The following is a 22,508-nucleotide window of genomic DNA, read 5'->3' on the forward strand; positions in this document are numbered from 1 at the left end:
ATTTACCGACATGTGGATTTTGTGAACATATGAAAGGAGTGGGTTTTGCATTGAGTAATGTAGACACGCAGTATGAAATCAAGTTTCTGCTCGATGCCAACCAGGTGCTTACGGATGAGCATACATTGCGCACAGAGCTTGTGCATTTAGATCAATCGGAGGGGCAACAGATCGATATCCGTTTCATAGATACGCCAGAACAGGATTTCTTCCGCGATAATTGGATATTACGTGCCCGGCTGAAACCGAATAAAGATCAATGGGAAATCACCTATAAGAAGAGGTTTAACTTTTCTGAGGGTCAAGATCTGCAGCAGGTAATGGATCATGCAAAGGAGCTTGGATTTGATCTTGAGGACCCCGCCTGCAAACAAGAGGTTGATTGGAGCGGAGCTGACCTTACGTTTGATCTTTCCTATGAAGTAAAAGCAAAGATCGTCCAAGAGGATAACTTGGATGAGTGGAGAGGCATTCTGAATGAAAATGCCCCGCCAATGCTGAAGACTCAAAAATGGGGAGAACGCGACTTTAGCGCCATTTTGACAGAAACCAGGGTGTTAGGCCCAATAACTGCTCTAAAGTATAAGGGGCAAAAGGATGGATTTCAAGAGAGTGTGGAAATCTGGACGGTGGCCGGCAATTCCATCGTGGAGATATCGACAGAGGCGACAGGATTAGAGGCGGCCGAGAGCAGCCACCGGACAATGGAGAGTCTGCTGGCCCAGCAGAACTTGCTCCCGATCCAGCATAAAACTTCAAAAACTGGATGGGCTATGGATATGCTTCAGCATCCGGCGAAAAGAGAGGATCCCTTTTCGCTGTTGCTTCAGGGTGGCTTTAATCTGTACTTTCGCCATGCCCGGCCTGTTGGGGGCAATGGTGATGAAGACCCTTTAAGCGAGTTGGGGAAAACACAGGCGCGGCAGTTAGGGGAAATTTTGAGGAATAAAAAAATCCCGTTGCAAATACCGGTTTTTTCCAGTCCGGTTATACGTGCGCTGCAGACGGCTGTCTTGGCTTTTCCGAATGAGGGTGAGGTGAAAACTGATGAACGCCTGCCCAGGGTAGATGAATTACAGCAAGTGCTGGAGATGAAGCCGGCGCTCGGAACCAATCAGGTTTTGGTTGCGCACTATCACACGTTCAAGAATCAGCTCCAGGAGTTTCTGGATCATCTAGGTTTGGTCATCCTCCAACCCCTAGGAACAGAGCAAGGATATCGGATCATCCGACAACTGGATATCTTGCAAGCATCGCTTGTGAAGTATGGTAGCGGGAGTTATTGAACCTGCTGCCTCCAATGACAACCATTGAATAGGGGAGTGAAAAAGGGACGGCAAATTCGCCGTCCTTTTCACATGTAGACACTTCCTATGCAGCAAGTATTCCAGTCAAGGATGCCGCTTTCTGGCATAAACTTGATTGCAAATTGTTCCATTCAAATTCGCCTTTATTAGCGGCTTTGAATGGAAAATCGGTACTAGTTCTCTCTTCTACGCGGACAGAACATGTTCCGATTTAAATGTTTCTTTCCAAATTCTCCTTATTGATGGATTCTGAAATAGTTTTATCCGTTAAATGGCGTATATCTAATTCGTTAATGGAGAGGCAATGGAATAACAAAAGAAGGTTATCCTAAATCGATCGTTGTAAATTCTTTGTTATTCCATAGGTCCAAGTGTTTTAATTTGGAATTAATTGTTTTATTAGGATGAAAAGAGAATTTTTTGTCGAAATTACGCCCATACTGAAAGTAAGTCATACAAACAAATGAAAGGATGTATATGATGGTTTTATTAACAAAACAGGTCGAACAAATATGTAAACGGCTTGCTCCGCACGGGTGGAGAGATTTACTTCTGATACATGGAGTAGATATCACTGCACCGGATTTGCAGGGAGAGCTGAGTAAAGAATTAAAGATTGATCGTACGATAAAAGGTTTTGAAGATTTCTCAATTGAAGGAAATCGGGGTATTGAACCTGGCTACCCAGCTAGAAGCTTGCTTTATCACGCCTTAGCTTCACCGAATGTCAATCTGGGGCTTAATGGTTTACCACTGTCTGTATTTCCAACGTTAGCTGAGCTTGATGTCGTCGAGAATTATGTTTATGGCATCAAGCCACCATGCTTATCTGAACTGCACCAGCGTGCAGGTGGAGATCTAGCCATTGTAGTGTTTTCGACGGAATATCGCCCTTCACCAGAAACAGTTCATCGAAAACATGCTGATGTTTGTTTCTCACGCACTGGGGTAGCACGAGTTGGGACGAAGGAGCCCCTTTACAACCCCGAAACCCGAGGGTTTCTTCCCTTTTTTGAAGGCGATGATTTTGCATTTAGAGTCCTACCCGCGCGGTACTCAGCTTACTTAGCAGTCCAAAAAAAAGGGGATTCAGGGAATTTTGGACCAATGAGTATCGCTGAGGTTGCAGAAGAGGATAAAGATAGAATGTTTTGGGTACCTATTCACAAGATTTTTACCGGTTCGGAATGTTTAAAAGACGATAAAGGTAATCCATTGAAGTTAACTTTAGAGCTTAAGGCGACTCTTGTTAACGAGAAAATTCGTCGTATACATCAGGTTTTAAATGATAAAGAATATGTGGGTGAAAAAACTTATGATACCGGCTGGAAAGAACCAGATATTCATGAGCCGCCGTTTTATTTCACTGAGGGAATAGCTGCATGGTCCGGTAATCCTGATTTTGGACCTCACGTGCTTGTCCCTGATGTACATCCAGCACTTATTGAAAAAGCAGAATATAACAATAAGTTACTGACCTTCATTGTTCCTGAAAGCAGTGATTTAGAGGAAGGGACTATTTCAGGTTTAGATATTCGGCCCTTTTCCTCAAGTTTACAATTTCGTTTCTATAAAGAGCAGCAGAGCCTTGAGGAAACAAAGAATGTTATTTTCGGAAGACCAGTGCCTGAATATGTACATGTACGTCATGAACTCTTAGACAATGGAAGCCAACAGAACCTCAACAATATGACAGTGGAAGAGATGATAAAAAAGGTAAGGAGAGGAGGCTACCAAGCCATTCATTATAAAGACTATACAGGGGATGGATGGATAGAAGCAGTCTGTCCAGAAATAACGGATATACAATATTACCCTGCCTATTCTATGGTAACAGCCCCAGACTTCTTCCCGAACTGTGACCAGAGAGAGCTAATGGAATGGTACGAGAAGGAAGTGAATGAAACTATAAAAATTTATGTTTGGGAAAACAAAGATGACTTGCCTTACACGCTATCTGATATAAGATACCCTGTAAATATAAAATTAACTAATGAAGGGTCATCAGTGTTTAGTCTAAACGATGACACGACAACGGCAATCGTATCGACATTGTATGAGCAAATTCCAGATGAAACAACGTTACGTGTCCCTTTTACAACGAGACATTCCTATTTGCCGGATGCGGCTTCTGGAGTTTTCGCACCAGGTTGGGACGTAAGCTACGATCTCAGCAAGGAAGGACAAGAATTTATTGCGGGTTATGGTCTAGGAAGTCCATTCCCTGAAGATGCCAAGCTGTGTGCAGCCTTGAGTACATTTTGGCCCGCAGTTGCCCCGGATGCTGCAAGGACGTTTGAAACAACATATCCTACGGTATGCCCGTTAACCGATGAGGAGCTTGGCATTGTGGAGGGTTTACCTTGGGATGGTGTTCCAGGTCCAATTTTAGATCAAACCAAAGGTGAAGTTGAATACACTCGCTTATCTCATGCAGACTATGTTGAAAATGCTTTGAACAATAAATTCACTTTGTCTCTTACCGGAAAAATAGATGTTACGGAGTATAAGCAAAGGCTTTTAACGATGGCTTATGTTTATAAAGCGTTAGGATTGGCTCCAAACCCTGAGAGCAGCTTAGTTAGACAAAAAAGTGAATGGAGAGTTTTATCTTTTCAAGTAGTTGCAGGTTATAATGAAGAGCTGAAAAGAGCCCAGTTGCAAACGAGAACTGAATTTGCAGGTAATATCTATCGATTTGATGTGTATAAGTCAGGAGATGCTATTACACAAAGTAATAGTAAAAGTAATAGTAAAAAGATCCGATTAACAATCAAAGAAAGAGTCATCCTATTTGTAAGTGGGCCGAATATTTTACTTCGTTACGTAACATGTGAAGATGAAGTGTGGACATATAAGAATGGGAATGAATGAAAAGTACGATGTCATTGTTATTGGATGTGGACCAGCTGGGGCAGCAACTGCAATCACTTGCGCAAGTAAGGGACTCAAAGTTGCCATGATCGATGGGGAGTCTTTCCCACGACAAAAACCGGGAGAAACATTACATCCAGGTATTGAGCCTGTATTGCACCGTTTAGGTGTTGCACAGATCGTCCACCAAGCAGGTTTTTTACGTCATAAGGGACACTGGATTACATGGGAGCAAGATCGTCAATTTGTCCCGTTTGGTGCTGATGAAACAGGCGTTTGGTATGGATACCAGGCACGACGTGCCGAATTTGATTCCATTTTGCTCGAGCGTGCGATGTCTTTGGGCGTAGAGGTTTATCTTCGGCATCGTGCGCTGAGACCGATTATACAAAATAATCGTGTGGTAGGCGTCGTTACAGCAGGAGGTCAATTGATGTCCTCGTTTCTAATCGATGGTACTGGCCGTCATCACTGGTTAGCAAAAAAGTTGCAATTACCAATGGATACGTATTCACCTCAACTTATTGCACGATATGGGTATGTACAAGGAGAATGCCATCTCCATGATGATGAACCTGCTATTGTTGCCGATCATGAAGGATGGACATGGACAGCAAAGATCGGAGCTGGCATGTACCAGTGGACACGCCTATCTTTCAACAATGTTCCACTGAAAAATGGGTGGCTTCCAAAAGAATATCAGGAATTAACTCCAATAGGCAAAACTCTCGGAGCAGATATGACTTGGAGAGCAGTTCGACAACCTGCTGGTCCAGGCTACTATTTAGTTGGTGATGCTGCTTCTGTGCTGGATCCTGCCTCATCACACGGTGTCTTAAAAGCAATCATGTCAGGTATGATGGTGGGTCATTTGATTGACAAAGTAAACATGACTGGTTGTAAAGAGCATCTTGGGAGTGAGGAGTATTGTAAATGGATAAGGAAGTGGTTTCAACATGATGTAAAAAAATTAAAGGAGCTCTATGTGCTATTACCGATCAATCGTTCAAAGGGATGGTTAGAAACTGATACTTCTGTCTAAGACGACAATAAAGCGCGTTTTGTGATGATGAGAAAGAGGTGTACACGATGGGATTAAATGAAGGGTTTAATGAGACTTTTCTGGGGGAGCAATACCCCATTCCTTTTCCTCAGTTAAGGGAAGATATTGTTCAGACAGCAATAGAGGAAGGAAAAATATTTCCTTTCACTCATTTTTCAATCGTTATGAATAAGGACAGGAAATTTGCAATTTACGGAGCAAACAATACGGATCTAGAACAAGATTTGCGAATTGACAGATGTAATGACTGGCATTTTGATGACCGAATCGGTGAGGGAAATCAAGTAGGAGACTGGCTTTACGCCGGAGGCCAAGTAGATTTGTGGGATCGAGGTCATCTAGTCAGAAGAAACGATGTAGGCTGGGGAGAAGACGTAGAGGGTAATGATGCAGATTGTGATTCCTTTTGCTTTGCGAATATCGTGCCCCAACATAAGAAATTTCACGCTACAAAATGGGGGGACATTGAGAGGTGGATAATTGAAAGAACAGAAAGTAAAAACAAAAAGCTTTCTATTTTCACAGGACCAATATATACAGAGAGTGATCGAGAATATTGTGGATTTAGAAAACCCCTAGGCTGTGGAATTAAAATACCGGCTGGTTTCTGGAAAGTCGCATTTTATATTGGAACCGATGATAAACTACATTCCACCGCTTTCAAAATATTACAAGATGACTATTGGAGAAATGAGGAGGAATTCCATACTTCAAGCTCATTCGGGTTTCTAGAAAGGATGGAAACCTTAACGATGTATCAAGTTTCCTTAACAGCTATTACAGAAGTTACAGGTATTGTATTTGAAGAACACCTATACGAGACCAATCCACTATTATTTAATCCGAATACATTTACGGAGAGCTTGAATATAGTTACACCAGAAATGCACGTTATTCGATCTCGAGCAGATCTAATATTGGATCGGACCTAGTGAGTGAGGGGAGCAAAATTTAAAATTTGCTCCCTTAGTTAGTTTGGTTCAAAGGGGGCTCGGTTTTAATAGTTGAATTATAAATCATTTAATGTAAAGTAAAGTCTCCGATTCGTTGTTTAAAATGTAGCCTAATCGTATTTATTTATTGTGTTTCATGCAGGAATATGACGTATTTGATATCACAGTTGCTATTTCCTTTTCTAATGTAAAACAACCCCATGGCAGCAGCATTTTTATGAGTTCAGTTGCTCGTTACGTATCTCGTATCCTTCTCTTCAAGTTCTTTTATAATGTATTTAAATTCAGGCTCTAATGAATTTAAAAATTATCCTCTTTTTTATTTATTATGAATATTTTACAAATAATTATCAGATACTTAGTTGGCATAAACACATTTCAAGAGAAGGAGTATGAAAATGCCTACTAAAATTGATCGGTTTCACACCCCAGCAAATATTAAGGATTTTGAATCAATCCCAAATCAGATTGAAGGTTGGCATGAAACTATATCTCATATGTTCAATCAAAACCTTGATGCACTTCAAGAAGATCTTAGGGATACGAACGGTACCCCACAATTTTATAATCCGTCCATGACTGAAACTGCGGATGACATGCAAACACTTGACATTACATGGAATGCATTTCCACGAGTCATTCAAATTAAAAATCACAATAACCCTGATCTTTATCTCCCAGATGCGGATAAACTCGCTGCCAATGGAATCCGCAAACATGACGAATACTGCGAGTGGCATACTGAACGTGATCAGGAAGGAAAAGTGACTCGCGTTACTTTTACATGTGAAGGACCTGAATACTGGCAAGCATTAGCAGACGGTTATCCACTTGAGTATACTGGTCCGAAATCTGCTGGTGCAAAAGGGAGTAAAGAAGTATTACTTGCCTTATATCAAAAATACATTAGTCCAGAAGTTAAATTGGAGGATCTGCTCCGGGACGGAACATATAATCCGAATAACAAATGGAACACTACGCATGGTGCTATGCATCTCAACCAACCAAACAATACGTTAAACGCTGAAATTAATATTGCTGCTCGTTCAACGGTCTTAAGGAAGGATCAGAACGGACAAATGATTGACGAAGCTACTGCCCTTGTCAATTGTTCCAGATTTGGTGTACCTGAACGGTTTAGTGATCCGACCATAGGAATTCAAGTGAATCGTTTAGCACAGCAAGGGTTCTCGATCACTTTGCTTGATCCTATTGGTTTGTATATTTCAGATCTAGATACGAGCGGTTTTGATGCTAACGACCATGACCCAAAACAATTCTGGACAATTTTGCGCGGAAAGAAGGGGCAAATTCTTCGGGCTGTATATGAAGTTCCGTCTTCAATGGGATTTAAAGTCGGGGATATAACCATCGGTGGGCGTTCTATTGAGTTTGGTGGACAAATAGCTGAAAATATTACGATGAAATTAACTGGAGTAGCCTGCAGAAAAGATTCGATTAAAAACTCACTTAGTTCTTGTCTAGGAGCAGATAATCTGAATTTAGTACAAGTTAATAACTTGGAGACTATGACAACTCGATTCGTAAAGTAAAGGAGTATCTTAATGACATTAAAAAAGAATAGCATTCAGGAAACAAATAGCTCTGTCTCTTTAGAAAATGAGCCATTACTGGATGTTGAACAGATACAAGGAAATGTAATAGGGGGGTTCAATAAAAGCTTCCAGGAATTTCTCTTTTATGAGATAGTTGACCCAGTAAAAGCAAAACAATGGATTCAAACAATAATACCTCAGATTAAAGTCTCTAGCGCAAAAGAGGTCGTAACATTTAACCGCTTATATCAAACAATGATGTCAAAAAATGGGATAGAACCTTCGGGGCTTATCGCCACATGGGTGAATATTGTGTTCTCTTATACAGGGTTGAAAAAATTAGTTTCAGAAGAATTAATGAGAGATTTCTCGAATAAGGGGCCTTTTGCCTCTGGTATGAAAGAAAGGGCAAAACTACTTGGAGATCCGATTGATGAAAGTGCTGAAGGAAATCCAAAAAACTGGGTACTCGGGGGAGAACAAAATTCTCCTGAAGTTCTTGTTATCGTTGCTAGTGACTCGGAAGAGGAACTTAATAAGAAAATTCGTGAAATAAAATTAAGCGTAGAAGATTCGAGGACACTTTTTGATAACGGATTGAAATTTGTATTTAAGGAAAGTGGGAGAGTTCGTAGCGACCTGCCTGGACATGAGCATTTTGGTTTTCGTGACGGAGTTTCCCAACCAGGGGTTCGTGGCCTTTTCTCAGAAACACCAGGAGATACTATTACAAAAAGATGGATTAATCCCTCTGATAAAGCCTTTCAGACAGATGCTGAGCCTGGAGAAAAACTGATCTGGCCAGGAGAATTTGTTTTTGGTTATCCTAGTCAAAGTGATCTTTCTCTAGATCCGATACCCGTTGAAGAGTCCGAATTACCAAAAATCTATAATGTTCCAACATGGGCAAAAAACGGCTCTTTTCTTGTCGTTCGTAGACTCCGTCAGGATGTTGAGGGATTTTGGAAATTCCTTTTGGAGAAGTCAGCTGAGGTGAATTTGTCACCTACATTATTAGGAGCAAAAATGGTCGGGCGCTGGCCAAGTGGTGCACCGATTATGCGTTCTCCAGAGGCGGATAATACCATATTAGGCAAGGACGATCACGCGAATAATAACTTTAACTATGAAAGCGACACACCAGAAGTAACACTAAAGACGGATTTAAACTATACCGATGAATTTCCAAAAGCCAAACGTGACTTCTTTGGAAATGTATGTCCATTGTCTGCGCATATTCGTAAAGTCAACCCAAGGGACGCTGCCACGGATGTCGGCTCTAGTCAGGTTCGCCGAATTATACGTCGCGGGATTCCATTTGGTCCCCCGTTGAAAATCGATACTGGGAATCTGTCGACACCTTTTCCGAAAGATGAGGTTAATGGTAACAGAGGATTGATGTTTCTATGTTATCAAACAAGAATAGAATTTCAGTTTGAGTTTTTGTCTCAAAAATGGGCTAATTCAATAGAACAACCCAGTGGAAAAAGGTGTATCGGTTCAGACGAGACTTGTGAGAACAAAGAACCAGGGCAGGATCCTATTATTGGACAAAATGATGAACAAAACCGAGCACGTCACTTCATGTATGAACCAAACAAATCCATTGACATTATGAAGGAATTTGTTGTGCCCACAGGAGGTGAATATTATTTCCAACCATCAATTCAAGCACTAGAAACTATAATTAGTCCTCTTAATTGAGCAGAGTATTTATTAAAGGTCAAAAAACAGTTAGTCTAGATATGTCATGGGACAAGAACATATTCCCATTGAAGTCGCTAATTTAGCGGCTTTTTTATTTTATCGGTACAAGTACTTACCGATTACCGTATTGGACAAAGAACATGATCTCATTTCACGAAACTTTTCGACGTTTACCCTTAAAGCGATGTCTGAGGAAACTACGTATCCGGTGTTTGAAACGGATGACTCGACTTTAATTGCAACGGATGAGTTGATTGTTAAGTTCAAGCCGGAAACGACTCAGGAAGAAATGGATACCTTAAATTCTAAGTATGCTGTGAGAGTTAAAGAAAAGATCGAATGGGAGCCTAATGCTTACATTCTTACCACTCAGGTAGGATCTCAGAGTAATGCCTTAGAAACATCGAACCGTTATATAGATTCAGGAAAGACTGTTTTTGCCCATCCGAATTTTATTCGCTTGTTTGCCCCGAGTAAGATATCCGATGATACACTTTCTGATCAGCAATGGGCACTAAATAACACGGGACAGACTGGTGGGATTGTTGACCAAGATATTCGAGTATTAGAAGCATGGGAAATTACGAAAGGGCATAAGGATATTACGATCGCGATATTGGATGAGGGCGTAGATTACCAACATCCTGATTTTCAATGTACAAACAAATTAGTGACAGGCTTCGATGCTGTCACGGGAAGTGATGATCCTGCACCTCAAAATAATGATGCTCACGGGACTGCATGTGCAGGCATTGCAGCTGGCTGCATTAATAACCAAACTGGTATATCAGGAGTGGCACCAGGATGCATAATTATGGGTATCCGTATTGCCCTTAGCATCGGGGATCGTTGGGAAACTAATGATCAGCAAATCGCATCTGGTATTCATACTGCTTTTGTTCGAGGAGCAGATATTTTGAGTAATAGTTGGGGGGGAGGCACCCCCTCAGATTTAATCACAAGTTCGATTAGACGAGCGAAGCTAGAAGGTCGGAACGGTAAGGGGTGTGTCGTTTGCTTCGCAGCAGGAAATGATAATAGCCGGGTGTCCTATCCTACCCAATACTTTTTTCCGGAAGCATATGCTAATGGGCAGCGTCTAGAGAAAGATGCTGATATTATTTATCGACAATTTATGGACCTTCGCAAGCAACATGGTGTAACATCAAAGCTTGAAATTCCTATGGAGTATTTTACTTATGCCGTGGAAAACGCTCTGAAAATTTACGGAGCACACGGGGATAAGTTTGAATGGATTACTTCACAACAATGGTTGCAGGCCATTAAAATAACGGGTTATATCGAATCTGAAATCTATATGGCTTTAGCACTTAAGGAAGGTACAGAATGAATATCGTGTGGAGAAAGGAATGGATCTATGAATACGAATCACCTTGGTCAATATTTGAAAAAGTTTCTTTAGCTAATCTCGTAGGTCGAAACGAGATATTACATGTATTCGGCAAGCCTCAAGTTAAAGGTATTAAACAACATATTGGTGACGTTCACAGAGAACTTATGAGCTTGACTGGATTTAATTTAGATCTACTAGATGAAATACTTGGTTTTAATTTAAAGGAGCACAATCAGAAAATTATTCAGTCGTTGATCTCACCATTTCATGCTTATTTTAATAGTCCAGATCCATGGTTCTATAAAGATTTACATTGGTGTTCAAAGTGTTTGGAGGGGGGATTTCATTCTTGGTTACACCAGTTCAAGTTACTAGATGAATGCGTATTTCATAAGCTTAAATTGAACAATATATGTCCAAATTGCAAAGAAGGGATACCTTTTCTTTTGTCCAATAAAAGATTAGACTGTGCTTTTCAATGTAAGTGCGGCCACAGGCTTGCTATATTTCATGAATCTAGTTGGAACGAATGGATGGGGGCAGAACATATAAACCAGGCAGTTCTGCGTTGGATTCAATCGAACATGAATCAAGAAAACTTGGAGACAAAATGGATTGTCCATCCTAATCATTGTAATCTAAAAATGTTAATTGAAGAAGAACCTGAAGAAATTAAACATATTGTTTCAAGCGAGCCTATTCAGCAGAATTATTTTCACTCGAATCTCTTTCGAAAAGAACAATTAAAAATCTGCTCAAAAACTTTCCAGAAAATTGAGAAGAATTTACTTCAAGGAATTCTTCGGAACCATCATCATTGCATCCATCAACTATTGGAACTTAAAAAGAAGGATGACTTAGCGGAATTCCCTTTAATTTGTCCCTATGCATATGCTTATGTTTTTTGGAGAAAATCTTTATTGAAGGAAGTGCTTTTCTATGGGTTTGATCCTACCAGAGATGACCTAACATCGAATACTGTTCCTATGTTAATTGAAGATCACATAGAATATTTCGTAACACAACTTATAACTTTTCAAAAATTGACATATGGAACTATTGATAGAAATATTATATTTTGGTTTCTTGAGAAACCGGTTAGTGAATTTAGTGAGAGTTTCTTCAGAGCTTGGTTTGAAATAGCAGGGAAGAGAAGTGAGAAAATCAATGTTCCTAAATGGGGAGAAATTCTTGAGATGAGAGATAAAGCATTTCCGAAAGTAGCTCTCAAGTGTAGCATTAACAAGCAAATAAATTATATTGAGTATCATCTTTCAAAAAATAATGAGTCTATATCGATTAATTCCGATTGTCCTAACCAAAATGAGACTGCTCGTAGCAACATTAAAGCAATGAACTCGTATACACCACATACGGTTGCACTGATGGTCAGAGGAAGCAAACCAGATCTTGTTAAGAAGGTGAGAAAGAGGAACTTAAGCCTAAGGAACAATGTTCTTGTCTTTTAAGGAACAATGTTCTTGTCCTCAGACATCAGACATGCATCTAGAGATTAACGCCAATCCTAATATATACATATGTACAAAATACGAGTTTTGTGAAATAGTACTAAGTTTAAAAAGGCTGCACATGATTTTTACAGTAGTCCGTTGAAGTTAAGCTTATTGCATTAGCCATAGTTTTACGACTCATATAGATGGCATCAGGGATACTTGATAGATCGCCACGCATCAAAGTTACATCAGCAGCTTCCATAGCCACGTCCGTCCCCGTGCCAATAGCCATCCCGATGTCTGCCATAGCAAGGGCCGGAGCATCGTTGATACCATCTCCTACCATCGCTACCTTTTTACCTTGAGCTTGCAATTTTTTTACTTCTTCCGCTTTACCTTCAGGAAGAACTTCAGCGAGGACGTGATCAATGCCAACTTGAGCCGCTATCGCTTTTGCCGTCCGTTCGTTGTCTCCTGTAATCATAATGACCTGGATACCCATTTCCTTCAAACGGCTGACGGCAGCCTGCGAGGTTTCTTTGATGGTATCTGCCACAGCAACCATCCCCGCATACTCTTTATCAATAGCGACAAGCATAGCTGTTTTCCCAGATTCCTCTAAAGTAGACATCATGTTGTAAGCTTGTTTTGCTTCTACATCGAATTTATCCATAAGGCGACGGGTACCAATTAATAACTCTTTACCATCCACAACAGCCTTGATTCCAAAACCTGGAATGGCTTCAAAGGATTCCGTCCCGGGCAGTTCAATATTTCTTCCCATAATGCCCGTAACTATAGCCTCAGCTAATGGATGTTCTGAATTTTTCTCTGCTGCCCCCACAAGTTTAAGGAAATCTGTTTCATCGCCTTCGACCAAAACATCGGTAAGTTCAGGTTTACCTTTTGTTACTGTACCTGTTTTATCGAGAATAATTGCATCAATTTTATGGGTCTGTTCCAGATGTTCTCCACCTTTAAATAAGATTCCAAGTTCAGCTGCGCGACCAGAACCAGCCATAATGGAGGTTGGTGTAGCAAGCCCTAGAGCACAAGGACAAGCAATAACCAGAATTGCAATTGCTTTTTCTAAAGAACCTGCAAAGTCACCAGGTGTAACTATAAAGTACCATACCAAGAATGCCACTACAGCGACACCTACAACAATAGGTACAAAGATCCCGGAGATGACGTCGGCTACCCGTTGAATAGGAGCTTTTGAACCTTGCGCTTCCTCGACCACTTTAATAATTTGTGCAAGAGCAGTTTCTTTACCTACTTTTGTTGCTTTAATTCGAAGCACACCGTTTTTGTTAATGGTGGCTCCAATAACAGCATCCCCAGCTTTTTTTTCAACAGGGAGGCTTTCGCCTGTAAGCATCGATTCATCCACAGATGATAGGCCTTCCAGAACTTCCCCATCGACAGGCACTTTACTACCTGGGCGAACAATTACAACATCACCTGCAATCACTTCTTCCACGGGAATGGTCAATTCTTGACCTTCTCGGACAACTATTGCTGTCTTGGCTTGAAGTCCCATTAGTGATTTAATGGCTTCAGACGTACGTCCTTTTGCCAGGGATTCAAACAGTTTCCCCATTACCACTAATGTAATCAACACGGCACTTGTTTCATAGTACATCGCTGGGCCATGATGTACGCTACCGCCTTCAAACGCCCACACAACGGTTAGATATAGACTGTAAAAGTAGGCTGCTGAGGTCCCTAATGAAACGAGAACGTCCATGTTCGCACTACCATTACGTAATGCTTTATATGCACCAATATAGAAGGGTCTTCCGATATAAAATTGAACAGGAGTTGCTAAAATCAATTGGAACCATGGATTCATAAAGAGATCTGGCAGCCATACCCACGAAGTGAATGAAAAGTGACTTACCATCGCCCAGAGCAGGGGAAATGATAAAATAGCAGAAATAAGAAGTTTTCGTTTTTGTTTTGATAATTCTTTTTGTCGACGTTCCGCCGGGTCGCTTTGTTCCTGTTTGGGTACAGCTTGATATCCGAGTTTCTCTACTCTCTTTTGCATATCAGTCACAGAAACATCTGCCGGATTATATTCGACATGAGCAACTTCCATGGCGAAATTAACGGTGGCCGTGCTTACGCCGGGTAACTTATTCAGAGTCTTCTCGATTTTCAAGGCACAAGCCGCACAAGTCATTCCGACAAGTTCCAAGTCAACAGCTTCCTTAACTGTACTGTAGCCAAGCTTCTCAATGCTTGCTTCCATCTTACCGATGTCGACTTTACTCGGGTCATACGTTACTGTCGCCTTTTCCATCGCAAAGTTTACGTTAGCTTCTGATACACCTTCCAGCTTGTTCAGAACCTTTTCAATTTTTAAAGCACAAGCGGCACAAGTCATACCTGTGAGTTGAAGTGATGTTTGTGCTTTTTTCTCTTCGATTGTTGACACTACATATACACCTCACCTTTTAGACTTCGTATCCTTGCTCTTCAATAGTCTCTTTAATGCGCTCTAGAGTCACTTTATTTTCATCATATACTACGGTAACAGTGCCATTTTCAAGATTAACATCCCCTTGAACACCGAGTGATTTTAAAGCACCTTCGATCGAGTTGACACAATGTCCACAAGACATGCCTTTCACATTTAACACTACATTTTGCATAATTCATTACTCCTTTTATTCGAGATTTCTATTTCGTAAGATTTGCTTGACTCTATATACATACAATACTCCCCTACCCTATATTATGTCAAGCAAGACTCAATAATTTTCAGCCCATTTTATTGTTGATATGTATTATGTTAATCCCTTTATATAAATCGATTGTTTCTTAGGAATTCGTTAAAGAAGGGATTTTCTCGGAATTTAAGAACTGATTCTGAGAAAACCCCTTAGGTGTTACTTGTCTTTTATTAAGCGGCCATTTCACGACAGATTTTTGCACAAGCAAAGCATGCTTCTGCGCATTGCTGACAATGCTCAAGATCATGTTTTTTACATTCGTTTCCACACGCTTCACAAGCTTCTGCGCAAACCAGACATATAGCTTTAGCATATTTACTATTGATCGACATCGCATGAGCGGCAAATTCGCAGATATCCGCACATTCACGATCCAAGCGAATACATTCCTTCATCATTCCCACATGCTCCTCATCCAAACAAGAAACATAACAATGATTACATGCGACCATACATTTTAAACACTCTTCAATACACTCTTTGTACTTTTGATGTGACATTAATAAATCTCCTTTATATATAAATTTAGGGTAGTCCCCTATTCTATATATACCCCATATAAAAATATTCTATTCATGGAGCATTTCAGAAGATAATCAACTACTCTAGAGTATAAGGGATTCATGTGTAATCTGTTTTAATGGTTTAGAAATTTTAATCCCATATGCTCTAATTTCATCTTAGTGAGTTGGCAGAAATAACCTATACCTTAGGTTAGTAAATCGATTTTATATATCCTTTCCTAATCAAGAAGTTTTTGCTCAATTTCTTGACGATTGAAGACAAATCCGAAATAAACTTCATTATCAATGAAAATTGTAGGTACCAAGTTTTTACCTGTTCGTTCACGAAGTATAACAGCATTTTCTGGATTATCAGCTATACTAAACTCTGTATACGGTATTTGATGATCATTTAAGAATTTTTTGAAATTTTTGCAATCTTCACAAGTTGGTGTTGTATATACCTCGACATTCATACGCTTCACCTTCTTCTATGTGATCTTACAGTTCAGGAAGATCGACTAAAAACGTTGTTATTCAACTATGTCGTAACCTTGATTTTCTATCGCTTCTTTAATAGCCGAGAGCTTAAGTTTTGTTTCATCAAATTTCACTTCAACTTTTTCGTCGGCAAGAATCACTTTTGCGTCAGCTCCTATCTGATTCAGAGCCCCTTCTATTGAGTTTACACAATGTCCACACGACATTCCTTTAACTTTCATCGTAACATTTTCCATTTTCGAATACCCTCCCCTTTTAATTGTGATTTCAATATATGTTATTTTATTATGGATTGAATTGTTTTCATTAATTCATTCCCACTTCAGTATCGCCTTGTTGAATCCGATCCACCACACAGTCCTGAATATGCCCTCTCAAAAGAACGTTGCTGATACCATTTAGCGCTGCCTCAGCAGCCTAAATTTGATTCAATCTTGATCAAGTAGTTATCTTTCTCAATAAGACCCTTGAATCCCCTTATCTGCCCTTCAATAAAGTTTAGACGAGTAGGCATATGATTCCGATTGTATTTGGATGAATAACCTAGTGTTCCATCAGTCTTTAAAAAGTGGATATAATCGTTTGAGTTTAATTCGGGCATCCTCGGTAGTGAATTGCCAATCCACTCCCTTTTGAGATGCGTTACGCTCGTTTTCCCATGCCGAAAGTTCGCGAGCCAGTTCGGTTTCTGAGGGGATTCGGCAACCCAGGCACTGACGGGTCATTACACTGAGTTCAATCTCTGCGACGTTCAGCCAACTTCCATGTTTTGGGGTATAGTGAATGTCCAAACGTTTCGCTAGTCGTAAAGCCTCTTCCGGTTCAAATGCCTGATATAACGATGCAATGGCATGGGTATTCAGATTATCCATCACCAAGCGGACTTTCGGGGCATCGGGATAATGGACGTCAAGTAACTCGCGGATTTCTTCGGCCCATTCGATTCTCGTGCGCCGGGATCGCACACTCACATGACGCCATCCTCCAAGCGGTTCGATAAAGATGAAGATGCTACACGTTCCCTTGCGTACATATTCGGCATCTTCTTTCAACGGTTTGGCAGGCTTCATCGGGATAGGATTTCGTGCTTCGTCCACGAGCTGGTAGGGTTTTTCATCCATACAAATCACCGGACAATTCGAATCGTAAGGCAAGCGATAGACTTCGAGCACATCCTCCATCGCTGCCACAAATGCGGCATTTTGTTGGGGTGGAATACACCAGCTTTTACGAAGGTGAGGCTTGAGTTCGTTTTTTTAAAATTTTATCCACGGTATCGTAAGAAAGGCTTTCAATATAATTCAGTTCAACCGCTTTGTCTGCGAGCATCCGTAAAGACCAACGACTTTTCCCGGCAGGAGGTTCGCTGCAACTGAGCGCGATAATCCGGGCTTCCAGTTCACCGGTCACCTTGGGTGGATTCGGAGGTGTCAAACGCTTTTTTCGCTCCAACGCAGGTTGAAGTCCCTGCTCGGCAAAGCGCTTGCGAACGAGATGCACGGTATTGGTGTGTATCTGCAAACGCTCGGCGATTTCTACATCCGAAAGTCTGCCATTTGAGCGATTTTCATCAGCCCACAGAAGGATTTGGGCTCGCCCCAAAAAACGCGCTGTGTAAGTCCCTGCACTGCAGATCTGTTTCAATTCTTGTTGTTGTTCAGGAGATAAGCTAACGATATAGTCTCGACTTTTCATGAAATAACCTCGTTTTACTTTGACTATATCAGATGTTCCAAAAATTAACTATATTTAGACTGATGGAACACTAGTTCTATATTGTCCAATGGAATGTCATTCAAGGTACACACCTCCTTTTTTCTAGGTTACCCCCCTACCGTATATTTGTCAAAATATTTTCTGTAAACAAAAAAGGGTTGCAAGAACCCTCTTTTGTTTACAACACTATTTGATTAATTTATTTATAGTAACTAATAATTCATCAATAACTTCGTTTTCACCTTCCTGAATGCGTTCCATTACACAGCTTTTCATGTGATGCTCTAACAAAAGTTTACCTACCCCGTTCAATGCTGCTTGGACTGAAGAGATTTGATTCAGCACATTATCACAATAAGTGTCCTTTTCTATTAATCCCTTTAGTCCTCTAACTTGTCCCTCAATTCTGTTAAGCCGGCTAATCAAATTATTCTTTGTTTTCTCAGAATGATGGCTTCTACGTTCTTCCGTGTTACATGACTCCTGCTCTTGAATTAAATCCCCCATGTTCCGATCACTCCTTTTCTATATACGTTTATTATACTATAGCCCCCCTATACTATACAAAATGAAAATCAACTACATTATTTCTACATAAATTATCTATACTATTATTGTTATTACCAAACAAATACAAAACATGGAGGAAAGATATATGAAAAAATCTATGCTTGTAAAGAGAATTATCGTAATTAGTTCTTTTGCTATTTTTGCTACGGGATGTGCAAATGCTATTAAAAACAATGAAATGGAAGAAATGGATCACTCAAACATGAATAATCCTACAACGGTTAATTCCAGTCCTAATGCCGTGAAATTCACATCTGCTACTCCAGTGGTAAACGGTAAAGAATTCACGATCACTGCCCAAGAGAGCAATCTTGAAGTTTCCAAAGGTAAGATATTACCAGTTTGGACATTCAACAATTCTGTCCCCGGACCTCAAATCCGTGTAAAAGTTGGAGATAACGTAAAAATCAATTTAAAAAATGAATTGAATCAGCCTGTCTCCATTCATTGGCACGGCTACCCGGTTCCCAATAATATGGATGGCATTCCTGGCGTCACACAAGATGCTGTTGAACCAGGTAAAACATTTACGTATGTTTTCAAAGCCAATGTACCCGGTACCTATTGGTACCATTCTCACCAAGACAGTGTAAACCAAGTGGATAAAGGCTTGTATGGTTCGCTTGTTGTTGAAGAACTCAAAAATGACTATGACCGGGACTACACTCTTATGTTAGATGAATGGATGAGTTCTGGCGACATGAGTATGGGTGATTCCGACAGCATGGATATGAAAGATATGGATCATAATGAAATGAATATGTCCGATTCGGATAAGAATATGGACGAGGACACGTTGAGTATGGGCGGACATGATATGAGCATGTATGACCTATACACGGTAAACGGAAAAACAGGTCCTGCCATTGAGAAGCTAGCTGTGAAAGAAGGAGATAAAGTTAGAATTCGCCTAATTAATGCAGGATTTATCAGTCATCAAATGCACTTACATGGCCACAATTTTAAAGTAATTGCTTCGGATGGTCAGCCTATTAATGAAGCCGGGGTGATTAAAGATCAAATACTTTCTATTGCTCCTGGAGAACGTTATGATATTGAATTTACAGCGGACAATCCAGGCTCCTGGCTACTTGAGGAACACGGAACTGAAACACCGATACAAAATATGAAAGTCGTTATCCAATATGAAGGTTCAAAAGTTCAAAATGACATTTCTAATACTTCTGTCACGCTTCCCCTGTTTGATTTAGAGAAATACGGTAACATTTCAAATCCTAAATTTTCTTTGAATCAAACATTTGATCAGAACGTGACTATGAATTTATATACGGAGATGAAAGACGGAGAAATGGTTTACACAATCAACGGAAAGGTGTTTCCGGATACAGATGTCATACAAGTCAAGAAAGGTGACAAGGTCAAAGTTACTTTTGTAAATCAGTCCAAGACGGATGACCATCCCATGCATCTCCATGGTCAATTTTTCCAAGTACTAAGTAAAAATGGTCAACCCTATCAGGGGTCAACGATCATGAAGGATACCCTAAATGTTAAACCAGGGGAAACCTACGTTGTTGCTTTTGAAGCCGATAACCCAGGAGATTGGATGTTCCATTGCCATGATTTGCACCATGCTTCCGCGGGAATGGTAACGGAAGTAGTGTATACAGATTATGAAAGTAACTATACACCTGATCCGAATGTAGATAACGTGGCTGAATAAGGATAATTAATGAGAAGCATTTTCCACGCTCTATTATAATCTGCTGATACAAATGTCAAGTCTAGTCAATGAGATACTAAAAAACAGAAGAATCCATTATGCGGCGATCTTCTCCGGAATCCAACCGAGGAGTGACGCCGCATTTGTTTTGGAAATGCCCTGATTGTAAAACAAGCGATACTGACAAAATGTAGGCCCTACTGCTACAAATTAAGTGTCTCTCTAGATTTAGTTCCTCAACAGTAACAAAAATGAGGATTTTTGCGTTCTATCTCCTGATTTGGTCCAAGCTCTTGATCTTAAACTTCACTTTCATTCGTTTGTTGATCTGTCCCTCTTTCACCAGCAGACGAACCGTCCTATTGCTTATCGCTTTCCCCTATTTGGGTGGCATACGAAAATCCCCCCGGTATAATGAGCTCATTTTAACATGATCTCTATCTCGAGGGGTTGATACCATCAGCTTTTCAATAATGTTGGTCATTTTTGTTCAGCACAGTAACGTTTTTCGTTTTTGTTTTCTCATCTCCTTTGGAGAACTTTGTTAAAGATAAAGGATTACAAAATCATTCTTTTGGAAGAAGGAACGGAAAAGGAATACACACGATCTTCAATATATATTTGATGCCATAAGATAAATACAAGGATGGTCCACAATTTACGGCTTGCATCCAATTTCCCTTCCTTATGGATCTCAAGTAGCTGTAGGACATACGTTTTATTGATCCATTGATCTACGTCTGCCGTCATAATCAGATTTTTAGCCCATGTGTACCATTCACTTTTCAACCATACCCTGGTAGGCACAGGAAAACCTAATTTTTTTCGGTGCTGTACATCAGGTGGAACCACACCTTTCATAGCTTCACGGAGCAATAATTTGGTTGCTGTAGGTGTAACTTTATACTTTGTGGGAATTGTAGCAGCTAATTCAAATACTTTTGTGTCTACAAAGGGAACCCGAAGTTCCAAGGAATTAGCCATAGACATTTTATCTGCTTTCATTAGGATGTTTCCACGCAGCCAAGTATGAATATCAATATACTGCATCTGCGTGACTTCATCATATAACTTCGCTTGGTTATAAAGCGGCTTAGTCACCTGAAGAGTCGGTTCACATACCCCCTGCTCCGTTAACCATGGTGCTAATACCTTATCTTTTTCATGATCCATAAAAATTTTCGCATTCCCAAAGTAACGTTCTTGTAGAATAAGACTACCTCTTTCCAAAAATCCCTTGCCTTTCATGCCATCGGGCATTAACCTTCCAAGATGTCCTGCAAGACTTCTCAATCTTCCTGGAAGATCCTGAAACATACGGAGAGCATATGGTTCCTGATAAATGTTGTAGCCTCCAAAAAATTCATCCGCGCCCTCTCCTGAGAAGGCCATTTTAACATGCTGACTAGCCAACCTCGATACAAAGTAGAGACCCACGGCTGAGGGGTCTGCTACTGGCTCATCCATATGCCATATTAGAGAAGGTAGTATATCTATATAGTCGCGGGCATTAATCCGAATTTCATGATGCTCAGTCCCAAAATAAGCGGCTGTCTTTCTGGCATCATCCAATTCACTATATCCCGGCATATCGAATCCAACGCTGAATGTTTGGGTTGGTTCCAATTGATGAAGTAATCCAACTAAACTGCTTGAATCAATACCGCCCGATAAGAATGCGCCCCTGGGGACATCTGAGTTCTTGTGAATACACACCGATTCCGTTATTACCGATCGAGTCTCCTCTACTAAATCGGAATAGGACCTGTTTTCATTTGGCTCAAACTTCACTTCGTAATACGGTTTAATGATCAATTCATTATCCTGTACAATCAAATAATGGCCGGCTTTCAATTTATGGATTCCTTTGAACATGGTTGAAGGTTCAGGTACATATTGAAATGTAAGATAATGATATAGTGCATTCTCATCTACTTCCCGATCAATCCTACCTGAAGCCAGTATCGATTTAATTTCAGAACCAATCATGTATCCAAAGGCGGTTTCACTGAAATATACAGGCTTTATCCCGAAATGATCCCTTGCCGCAAATAAAAGATCTTTTTTTCGATCCCATATGGTGAAACCAAACATGCCCCGTAAATAGCTGACACATTTAATTCCAACGTCTTCATAAAGCCTCAGCAGCACTTCAGTATCCGAATCTGTATAAAATGTATGACCTTTTTGGCTTAACCAATCCTTCAACTCTTTATAATTATAAATCTCCCCATTGAATACAAGCCAAATATCTTTGGTCTCATTGGTCATGGGCTGTGCCCCGTGCTCGATATCCAGTATACTTAGTCTCCTAAAACCCAGACCGATATGATCATGGATATACATCCCTTCATCATCTGGGCCACGATGAGCTATGGAGTCTGTCATATGTTGCAGAATATTTGCATCTACTGGCATACGATACTTGTTATATAAACTTACAAATCCACACATTGGGCTATTCTCCTCTAATCGATATAAGATTAGTTTAGCTTTTATGTATGTGGAATCTGTGAAAGGTTAAT

At 40.3% G+C, this 22,508-nt stretch carries 17 protein-coding genes and 1 pseudogene; 9 read left to right on the forward strand and 9 right to left on the reverse strand.

What is annotated here, in order from left to right:
* Nucleotides 1–50 precede the first annotated feature (50 nt).
* From AC1S8V_RS16495 to AC1S8V_RS16530, 8 genes are all read left to right on the forward strand, one after another.
* Entirely contained in the window at nt 51–1,286 is a 1,236-nt protein-coding gene (locus AC1S8V_RS16495; protein ID WP_482069946.1) for a histidine phosphatase family protein, read from the forward strand.
* Nucleotides 1,287–1,784: 498 nt separating this feature from the next.
* Nucleotides 1,785–4,181, forward strand: a complete 2,397-nt coding sequence (locus AC1S8V_RS16500; protein WP_482069947.1) for a hypothetical protein — start codon at nt 1,785–1,787, stop codon at nt 4,179–4,181.
* On the forward strand, nt 4,168–5,223 hold the full coding sequence (locus AC1S8V_RS16505) for an NAD(P)/FAD-dependent oxidoreductase (RefSeq protein ID WP_482069948.1): 1,056 nt from the start codon (nt 4,168–4,170) through the stop codon (nt 5,221–5,223). The genes AC1S8V_RS16500 and AC1S8V_RS16505 overlap by 14 nt, the downstream gene beginning before the upstream one ends.
* Nucleotides 5,224–5,270: 47 nt before the next feature.
* Nucleotides 5,271–6,176 (forward strand): DNA/RNA non-specific endonuclease, encoded by a 906-nt coding sequence (locus tag AC1S8V_RS16510; RefSeq protein WP_482069949.1) that lies wholly within the window; start codon nt 5,271–5,273, stop codon nt 6,174–6,176.
* Nucleotides 6,177–6,595: 419 nt separating this feature from the next.
* Nucleotides 6,596–7,750 carry a hypothetical protein gene (locus AC1S8V_RS16515; protein WP_482069950.1) on the forward strand — a complete coding sequence of 385 codons (1,155 nt, stop codon included), beginning with the start codon at nt 6,596–6,598 and terminating at the stop codon, nt 7,748–7,750.
* A 12-nt stretch (nt 7,751–7,762) separates the two neighbouring features.
* Nucleotides 7,763–9,457: a Dyp-type peroxidase gene (locus AC1S8V_RS16520; protein WP_482069951.1), complete on the forward strand. Its 1,695-nt coding sequence runs from the start codon at nt 7,763–7,765 to the stop codon at nt 9,455–9,457.
* A gap of 46 nt (nt 9,458–9,503) precedes the next feature.
* A complete protein-coding gene (locus AC1S8V_RS16525; RefSeq protein WP_482069952.1) occupies nt 9,504–10,811 on the forward strand; it encodes a S8 family serine peptidase in 1,308 nt (435 codons plus the stop codon).
* Entirely contained in the window at nt 10,808–12,283 is a 1,476-nt protein-coding gene (locus AC1S8V_RS16530; protein WP_482069953.1) for a hypothetical protein, read from the forward strand. The genes AC1S8V_RS16525 and AC1S8V_RS16530 overlap by 4 nt, the downstream gene beginning before the upstream one ends.
* 106 nt (nt 12,284–12,389) lie before the next feature.
* Here AC1S8V_RS16530 and AC1S8V_RS16535 read toward each other — a convergent pair whose 3' ends face one another.
* From AC1S8V_RS16535 to AC1S8V_RS16570, 8 genes and pseudogenes are all read right to left on the reverse strand, one after another.
* Nucleotides 12,390–14,711 carry a heavy metal translocating P-type ATPase gene (locus tag AC1S8V_RS16535; protein WP_482069954.1) on the reverse strand — a complete coding sequence of 774 codons (2,322 nt, stop codon included), beginning with the start codon at nt 14,709–14,711 and terminating at the stop codon, nt 12,390–12,392.
* A 19-nt stretch (nt 14,712–14,730) separates the two neighbouring features.
* The gene (locus AC1S8V_RS16540) at nt 14,731–14,928 is read right to left on the reverse strand and encodes a cation transporter (protein WP_482069955.1); all 198 of its coding nucleotides are present in this window, start codon (nt 14,926–14,928) and stop codon (nt 14,731–14,733) included.
* Between the two features lie 251 nt (nt 14,929–15,179).
* Complete coding sequence (locus AC1S8V_RS16545) at nt 15,180–15,509, reverse strand: four-helix bundle copper-binding protein (RefSeq protein ID WP_110821631.1); 330 nt, start codon at nt 15,507–15,509, stop codon at nt 15,180–15,182.
* A 242-nt stretch (nt 15,510–15,751) separates the two neighbouring features.
* A complete protein-coding gene (locus AC1S8V_RS16550; RefSeq protein ID WP_079350240.1) occupies nt 15,752–15,988 on the reverse strand; it encodes a glutaredoxin family protein in 237 nt (78 codons plus the stop codon).
* 57 nt (nt 15,989–16,045) lie between these two features.
* A complete protein-coding gene (locus tag AC1S8V_RS16555; RefSeq protein WP_482069956.1) occupies nt 16,046–16,249 on the reverse strand; it encodes a cation transporter in 204 nt (67 codons plus the stop codon).
* A 70-nt stretch (nt 16,250–16,319) separates the two neighbouring features.
* Nucleotides 16,320–16,418 (reverse strand): annotated as a pseudogene (locus AC1S8V_RS16560) (metal-sensitive transcriptional regulator); the annotation flags it as partial.
* A gap of 149 nt (nt 16,419–16,567) precedes the next feature.
* Nucleotides 16,568–17,708 (reverse strand): IS630 family transposase gene (locus AC1S8V_RS16565; RefSeq protein ID WP_482069957.1). Its coding sequence is split into 2 segments (ribosomal slippage): nt 16,568–17,261 and nt 17,260–17,708, totalling 1,143 coding nucleotides; the frame shifts between segments, so codons are not numbered across the junction.
* Nucleotides 17,709–17,915: 207 nt separating this feature from the next.
* A complete protein-coding gene (locus AC1S8V_RS16570; RefSeq protein ID WP_079350242.1) occupies nt 17,916–18,236 on the reverse strand; it encodes a metal-sensitive transcriptional regulator in 321 nt (106 codons plus the stop codon).
* Between the two features lie 148 nt (nt 18,237–18,384).
* Here AC1S8V_RS16570 and AC1S8V_RS16575 point away from each other — a divergent pair, with 148 nt between their 5' ends.
* Entirely contained in the window at nt 18,385–19,983 is a 1,599-nt protein-coding gene (locus tag AC1S8V_RS16575; RefSeq protein ID WP_482069958.1) for a multicopper oxidase family protein, read from the forward strand.
* Between the two features lie 558 nt (nt 19,984–20,541).
* On the opposite strand, the gene asnB is transcribed toward AC1S8V_RS16575, so the two are convergent.
* On the reverse strand, nt 20,542–22,437 hold the full coding sequence (gene asnB, locus AC1S8V_RS16580) for an asparagine synthase (glutamine-hydrolyzing) (protein ID WP_482069959.1): 1,896 nt from the start codon (nt 22,435–22,437) through the stop codon (nt 20,542–20,544).
* Nucleotides 22,438–22,508 lie beyond the last annotated feature (71 nt).

Source organism: Paenibacillus sp. B46(2026), from assembly GCF_056786355.1.